This is a genomic window from Longitalea arenae (genome assembly GCF_016924755.1).
GTDB lineage: Bacteria > Bacteroidota > Bacteroidia > Chitinophagales > Chitinophagaceae > Niastella > Niastella arenae.
This window is the reverse complement of record NZ_JAFFJX010000008.1, coordinates 369,077-377,149: the sequence shown is the minus strand read 5'-3', so window position 1 is coordinate 377,149 and position 8,073 is coordinate 369,077. Positions and strand designations below refer to the sequence as shown.

Genomic DNA, 8,073 nt, shown 5'->3' with positions numbered 1-8,073 from the left:
ATTAACGGCCGACAGGATAGCCATGTACAATACAGAACATGCACAAAAAATCACGATGCAGATCGATGACTTGGAAGACGAGCAGCAAGAGGCGCTCGGTACCCGGGTGACTATCAGATTTCCGGTCGTTTAATGTTAAACGGTTATTTTTACTCGGTAATATGAAAACCAGCTTAGTTTCTGTCCTTTTCCTGCTTGTATGGTGCTCCCCGTTATTCAGCCAGGAGCATAGTTATTCACGTTACGACAGTAAAGAAGGGCTGGCCGGTTCTACCGTTTATTGTATGACCCAGGATGCAGCTGGTTTTATGTGGTTCGGCACCGAAACCGGGCTCAGCCGTTTTGATGGCACCCATTTCAGCAATTTTTCCATGGAAGATGGCCTGCCGGATAATGAGGTGATCCAGCTGTTTGGCGACTCCAAAGGCCGCGTTTGGATTGCTCCGTTCAGGAAGACCATCTGCTATTATTATAAAGGAAAGATCTACAACCGCGAAAATGATCCCCTCCTGAAAAAATTGCCGATCCGCGATAATATAGTACATATGGCGGAAGACAATGAAGGGAATATTCTGCTGCAGGAATTAGCCCGGCTTCATTTAATAAAGCCGGGCGGAGAAGCTATTACAATCACTACTATTGGAAATAAGCCGCTCGATAATTTAAGCGTTGTTGGACACCGTAAGGCCGGCGGATTTTACGTGGTGCAAAATGACAGCGTAATGGTCTTGCAAAATAACCGGTTCACCTTATGGAAAACGGTCGACTTCGGCATCCAACATTTTAATCATGCATCGCTTGTGGATGAAACACTGGTATGCAGAACCAATGAACAGCTGATCACCGTAGCGTCTATGCAGGAAAACGGGCAGCATTATTACCCGTATAAATTCAAAGCCAAACACGTGAATTATGCAGTGATCGATCACCAGTACATAGGTGGTTGTACGCGGGAAGGGGCCTGGGTGTACGACCGAACGAGGCCCGACAGTGTACAGCATTACCTGCCTGGGATTACGGTCAGTAATATTTTCAAGGATTCGGAAGGCAACTGGTGGTTCAGTACGTTTGGAAACGGCGTTTACCGGCTGAATTCCCCGGTTGTACTGAATTTGAAGTTTACCAACAGCGAATTGCAGGATAACCAGGTGGAGTCTTTATTACCATTTAATGGTTGGGTACTTGCGGCCACTACCATGTTACAGGTGAATAGGCTGTCGGCACAAACCGGCAGGCGCGAAGGCAGGTTCTCTTTTTCCTGGCCAGCTCCCAAACCTGTTTTATTAAGAAGCACCGTAGAAAAAAACAGGATATTGTTGGGTACGAAACATTTCCTGGTAAAACTGGCCTCATGGGATCCGGCCACCTACTCGGACCTGTTAAATTGTATATCTGTGAAGGCCCTGCAGGCCCACGGGGAATTTGTACTGGTGGCTACTGAAAAAAATGTGCTGACCGTAGACCAGAAAACCCTGAAGGTCAAGGATACGTTGTGGCATGACCGCGCTACCTGTTTATTCTCGAACAATGAAACCATCTATATCGGCACCTTGAATGGTTTATACCAGATCGGTCCGGATAAAAAAGCGCATTACCTGGGCGATCAGCTGCGGGCCTTTCAGGGCCGGATAGCCGCTGTGCGGGAAGACAGCAATCATATCGTGTGGGTGGCTACAGCCGGCGAAGGATTGATTGCCTGGCAAAACGGCCGGCTGCTGAAACATATCACCCGTACCAAAGGGCTTACGAGTAATATTTGCCGTGCGCTTCACTATAGCGATGGCCTGCTGTGGGTGGGCACTGATAAAGGCCTGAACAAAGTGAATGTGCAATTTCCCGGCTTTCCCATTCAGAAGTATACGATCAGCGATGGTTTACTGTCTGATATTATTAATGATGTGTGCGTAGTCGATAAAAAAGTATTTGTGGCAACGCCGGAGGGAGTAACCTTTTTTGATGAGGAAAAGATAGCAGGCGAGTCGCGCTGCGACCTGCGCTTTGTTGATATTACCATCGGTGGAAAAACATATCATCCGGCGGATGCGCCTTCCCTTATTCCCCATGATAAAAACAATATCCGCTTTAATTATGTGGGTATTTCCTATAAGTCGAACGGCAATATCCGTTACCGCTACCGCCTGTTGGGGCTCGACAGCAGCTGGAACGAAACTCAGGTAAGTTTTTTGAATTATCCCACCCTGCCTTCGGGCGATTACGAGCTGCAGCTGCAGGCCATTAACAAATTCGATGTGCCCAGTAAGATGGTGCTGGCCCGGTTTACCATTGAAAAACTATTGTATGAGAAAACCTGGTTCAGGGTATTGGCAGGCTTGCTGTTCCTGGCAGCCACAGGCCTTACCGTCACCTATTTTATTCGCCGCATTCACAAACGGGAACAGGAAAAAACAGCTATCAGTAAACGCATCGGCGAGCTGGAACAGTTGTCGCGCAAGGCACAGATGAACCCGCATTTTATTTTTAACAGCCTCAACTCCATTCAGCAATATGTGATGGACTCTGACGTGGCCGGCGCCAATAAATTCATTTCCGGGTTTTCGCGGCTGATCAGGCAAACGCTTGACTTTTCCTCCAAACCGGAGATCAGCCTCGAAGAAGAGCTGGATTATCTGACCAACTACCTTGAACTGGAAAGAACAAGGCTGGAAGATGCTTTCACCTGGTCGGTCATCATCGATGAGGCCGTTATCCCCGGTGAATATTATATTCCGCCCATGATCCTGCAGCCTTTTGTGGAGAACAGTGTGCGGCATGGATTGCGTTACCGGCGTGATAAAAATGGGATTGTAACGATCTCCGTTAAGCGGGAAGGGGGTCATCTGATCTGTATCCTCGAAGACAATGGCATTGGACGAAAAGCGGCCAGGGAATATAAAAGTATTTCTCCCATCAATTATCAATCGAAGGGCCTGTCGCTGACCGCCGACAGGATCACGATGTTCAACAAGGAGCATGAAGAAAAGATATCGATGAAAATAGATGACCTGGAAGATAACGATCACCAGGCCCTGGGCACAAGGGTCACTATATGTTTCCCTGTATTATAATGTTACTGCTTTAAGCTTATCTTTAGTAAATGCAGTGTTACAACATGTATGTAAATGTGAAATGCACAATAAATATTGAGTAAGCGCCTGTTTCAAACAGGGAATGACCGAAAAAATACTGTGACGGAGATGGAGCTATGAAAATTTCACAATGCATTAGCAACGACGTGACAATAAATTTCCGTGTTTTTTGATATATTCATTTTCTTTGTTGTATGATTAACGCTATTATAGTTGACGACGAGCCTAAGAACATCAGAATTTTACAAGGATTATTAAACGAAAGCTGCCCCGATGTACGGATAATCGGTGAAGCCGTTAGTGCTGAAACGGCCATTCCGCTGATTGCTGCCCAACAACCCCAACTGGTATTCCTGGATATTGAAATGCCACATGGGAACGCCTTTGACCTGCTCGATAAAATAATGCCCATAGATTTTGAGATCATTTTCATTACCGCCTTTGATGCATATACCTTAAAAGCGTTTAAATACAGTGCACTGGATTATTTATTGAAACCGGTAAGTATCGACGAGTTGAGGACTGCCGTGCTTAAAGCCAAGGAGCGCATCCGGTTCAAGAACATCAATGTGCAGCTGCAGAATCTGATGTTCAATATCAACAGGCCGAATTCCTCGCTGCAAAAGATCGCCCTGCCGAATAATGATGGATTGGTTTTTGTGCAGCTGTCGGAGATCATTCGCTTTGAGGCCAAAGGAGGCTATACCTACGTTCATACCACAGATAACCAGAAATACGTTTCATCGAGGATCATTAAAGAATATGAAGAGATATTACCTGCCGAGATCTTCTTCCGGATACATAACTCACATATCATTAATTTGAACTTCGTTAAGAAATACCACAAGGGCAGGGGCGGATTAATTGAAATGAGCGACAATGCGCTGATTGAAGTGGCTACCCGGCGGAAAGAAGAATTTTTAGGGAAGTTTGGTTATAAGTAACGGAAGACGGAAAGGAAAAGCCGGAACAGATTGGCGGCGCAAGATCGGTTATTATCTTAAAAACTCGCGAGCCATTGACCATTGACTATTCACCTTTGGCCATTCACCATTCACCATCAATACCACAACCTGGCTTCTACTTTTCTCAGATAGCTAAGGCCTTTCTTATTTACCGGCCTTCTTGTTTCGCTGGCCGGAATGCGGAATATTTCCCGCCAGCCTTTCAGCCATCCCGGCCAATGATACCCGCTCTTACGCAGGTATTCAAAACTCCACATCAATGCCGTGCTTATGAAATAGATCAGTGGCAAAAACTTCCAGGCAACCTTGCTTTTATTCACCCACATGCCGCGCAGTTTTTCTTTATTGGGCAGGCGGCCCAATGGCGATTCTTTATGCAGAATAACTACGCGGTCGTCGTAGACGATATCAAAACCGGCATCAATGGCGCGGTAGCTGAGATCGTATTCTTCCATTCCATAAAAGAAGTTAGTGGGGTAGTAGCCTGTTTTGTCAAAAACATCTCGGTGAATGGCATGTGCGCAGCCGACAAAATAAGCGGTTTGAAAATGATGCCAGTCCTTACGCCGGTCAAACTGTTTATGGGCAAAAGCGGTTTTCTGTAATTCGCCGGTGGAATGATAATACACTTTGAACGAGATGATGCCGGTGCGCTGGTTGGTAGCCGCCGGGGACTCATTGAAGATCTGCGGAATATACTGCAGCGCATCGAGGTTCCTGAACAGCGCGTCGTCATCAAGGAATACGAGATAAGGAGCGGTGCTTTGCTGAATGGCGTAATTGCGGCCGCGGCTAACGCCCAGGTTCTCGTTCGTTTTAAAATAGCGGAAGGGGATATGCGGGTTTTGCGCTATAAAGGCTTCCAGGGCTGCATAAGACACCGTAGATTGGTTGTTAACAATGATCACCTCGCTGCACAGCGTTGTTACCTGCTGTAAGCGGCTGATGTTCTGCGCGAGTTCAAGCGCATCTTCGGGCCGGTTATAGGTAATGATAACAATAGCAATGCCTGTACTTGTAGTCGGAGTGGTCATATTAATGGTAACCAGTTTCTCGTGTTGAAAAATGAATGTCGAAGTGGGCCTCACTTCGACATTCATTATTACTGCATTATGCAGGATTATTTTTTATTGTTTGCGATCATGGGCCTTAACAACCAGCCGAGATAAGCCAGGATCAACAGACCCAGGATCCAGGCGGAGATGGTTGTGATGGTACTGCCCATACGATACACTTTCGGTTCATACTTAAAGTCGATCTTATGTTTGCCGGCTGGTATCAGCAGCGCGCGCAATATATAATTGGCTTTGGCTACCGGTACTTCTTTGCCATCGATATAGGCATGCCAGTCTTTATAAAAGATCTCGCTGAACACCGCTACATGGGGTGCATTGCTATTGCTCTCATAGCTGATGGCCTCATTATCGAAAGCAGTTTGCCGGATAGTGGCGCTGCTATCGGCAGGCACGGCTCCGCTCAATTGCGATTTGAAGGCGTTGTCAACGATCGCTACTTCCGCCGGATTGAGATTGTTCAGGGCTTCCATTTCCTTCACCGGACCAGCTACATATTGTACGCTTTTCACAAACCACGCATTGCCTAATGCATTGGGATTGGGAACAGCGGCCACATTATTTTGATCGACCTGTTGGATGAAATATTTTGTATTGAGCATGTTGAGGACCGCGAAATTCGGCGAGCCCGACAACTGGTATTCCATGAGATCATCGTAAATACCCAGACGTGCGGGGTGATAACCGCCAATAGATTTATGGTAGTAAGAAGTTCGCGAATCACCGGCAAAAGGATCACCTGCGGTGGTATTCAATACCCGGAAATTGGGGTCCGGGTCTTTGAGAATGGCCTGGTCGGCGGCGGTTAAGGGAAACTCAGCCGCCTCATAATTTTCCTTGCTGCCGAAACTGTAGCTGTTCAGGTAATTGCTGGCCATGCTCACGAGATCGATGGTCACCAGCAGACCCATACCGGCCAGCATCATAAGGGCGTTGATCTTTTTGTGAATGAAAACGAACAGGATACCCATGGCCAGCAGCGCATAGATCAGTGAACGTACCAGGGTGGCGCCATAAGCCGCCTGACGGTCTTCGCGCAATGCGGTCAGCAGGCCGCGTGCTACAGCAGGGTCATTCTTCGCCTGGTAGAGGAAGCGCTCAAAGAATTTATTATCTATTTGGGCCGGATAATTTTTGTTGATGGAATCGAGGATAGACCTGAAATTGGTATTATTGGTATTGGGGGACTGCAACAATGAAACGATGGCGGTTGTACGCTTTTTGTTTTCATTGCTGTAATCGGAAGTGAAATAGAGCCCGATGGCTACCAGGAATACAGCGCCGGTTATGATAGCGGCCAGCTGAATTTTCTTTAGGTCGATAGTAGTAGCAGCAACCAGTTTCTCGAGGCCCAGCACCGCACCAACCGGTACTACCATCCCCGTGATTTCCAATGCCATGGTAGGCACCCGGAATTTATTATAAAAAGGCAGGTAATCGAACAGGAAATAATTGAAGGAAGGGAAATGTTTTCCCAGCGCCAGCAAAACACCGAGGATGGCGGCTGTGAGTATCCACCATTTATGGGTGCCATCCAGGTAAACCAGGGAAAATATGAACAGCATACAGATGATGGCGCCCAGGTAAATGGGACCCGAAGTGAATGGCTGATCGCCCCAATACAAGCCACCGCTTGCCTGCATGGCTTCCTGGGCAGCCTGCTCCTCAGGATAGCCCATTTTCTCTGTCAGATATTCGGCGTAATTCGATTTTTCATCGAGTTTAGGAAATATGAACTGGTCGCCATCGCGTTCACCATAGGTTTGACCATAACCTTTAACGCCCGGGAACATCAGGGAGAGGGATTCGCTCCAGCCATAACTCCAGTCAAACGCATATGCCTTACTCAGGCCTTTTGTTTTATCGTTTTGAACTACATCCTGGGTATTCTTTCTATTGGGCATTACCAGCTGGCCGCCCCGTTTTGATTCCTTGGAATAATCGTAGACGGTCAGGAGGGTTACGGCGCTGATGGCAACACCGATGACGGTAGCCAGGGCCGTGAGTCCGGTCGCTTTCAGTTGCCGGGCCAATATACCCGAACGGAAGCTTTGGATCAGGAAGAAGAGGACCATAATACCGATCACGAGGAACATATAATAGCTTACCTGCTGATGCCCCTGCGCGATCTGCAAACCGCAGAACAGCGTAGTTAACACAAAGCCGGCGATGTATTTTCCATCGAAGAGTAAGATAACACCCCCTAATACAGCAGGTGCATAAGCGAGGGCCAGCATTTGGGTATCGTGACCGGCTGCTATGAATATGGGGAAAGTGGTACTATAGGCAAACGCCAATCCGCCAATAACAGCCACCCAGGGCCGAATACGCAGGCACATGCACAGGATGTAAAAGCAAACGCAGGCCAGGAAGAACATATTGATGGGCTTGGGCAATCCCAGTTGCATTATTTTATCGACCAGATGAACAGGGGTCCAGGGACCATCCATAGCGATCTGATAAGCTGGCATACCCGCATACATATTGGTTGCCCACAACGGGAACCGGCCATGTTTCTCTTTATACTGGAATGACTGGTGCGCCATACCTTCCCAGTGCGTAATATCGCTCTGCTTCATCACGGTGTCGCTTTCCAGGGCAGGTTTCGCAAAGAATATGGCTACTATCAAAAAAATAGCAATGGATACCAGATGTGGCATTACCTGTTGCCAGCTTATTTTCTTCATTATTGCAAATAATTAATAGTTGGGCAAAATAATGCAATTTTACAGGAAGTTGACTATATGCAAAGTTTAATATTTTTCAGTCGGGTAGCTTTTATTTGTAATGTTTGCTTTGTGTTAGTGTGGGGTATGCGGCTTTATCCGGTGCTTAAAGAAGGCCAGCCTGGTGAACTTGTATCCCTGGTGCTTATTTTAGGCATTTTGATCGCTTTTCTGTTGAACCTGACGGTAAACCTGTTCATGCTCATTTTTATCCTCAAACGCA

The 8,073-nt window shown here is 47.0% G+C and carries 4 protein-coding genes; 2 read left to right on the top strand and 2 right to left on the bottom strand.

The annotated features are described in order from the left end of the window. Positions 1-161: 161 nt before the first annotated feature. Both JT717_RS17885 and JT717_RS17880 read left to right on the top strand, forming a co-directional pair. The gene (locus tag JT717_RS17885) at positions 162-3,065 is read left to right on the top strand and encodes a sensor histidine kinase (protein ID WP_205512062.1); all 2,904 of its coding nucleotides are present in this window, start codon (positions 162-164) and stop codon (positions 3,063-3,065) included. Between the two features lie 215 nt (positions 3,066-3,280). Then, the gene (locus JT717_RS17880; protein ID WP_205512061.1) at positions 3,281-4,030 is read left to right on the top strand and encodes a LytR/AlgR family response regulator transcription factor; all 750 of its coding nucleotides are present in this window, start codon (positions 3,281-3,283) and stop codon (positions 4,028-4,030) included. Between the two features lie 116 nt (positions 4,031-4,146). On the opposite strand, the gene JT717_RS17875 is transcribed toward JT717_RS17880, so the two are convergent. Next, the gene (locus JT717_RS17875; RefSeq protein WP_205512059.1) at positions 4,147-5,085 is read right to left on the bottom strand and encodes a glycosyltransferase family 2 protein; all 939 of its coding nucleotides are present in this window, start codon (positions 5,083-5,085) and stop codon (positions 4,147-4,149) included. A gap of 86 nt (positions 5,086-5,171) precedes the next feature. Then, positions 5,172-7,811 (bottom strand): YfhO family protein, encoded by a 2,640-nt coding sequence (locus JT717_RS17870; RefSeq protein WP_205512057.1) that lies wholly within the window; start codon positions 7,809-7,811, stop codon positions 5,172-5,174. Between the last annotated feature and the right edge of the window lie 262 nt (positions 7,812-8,073).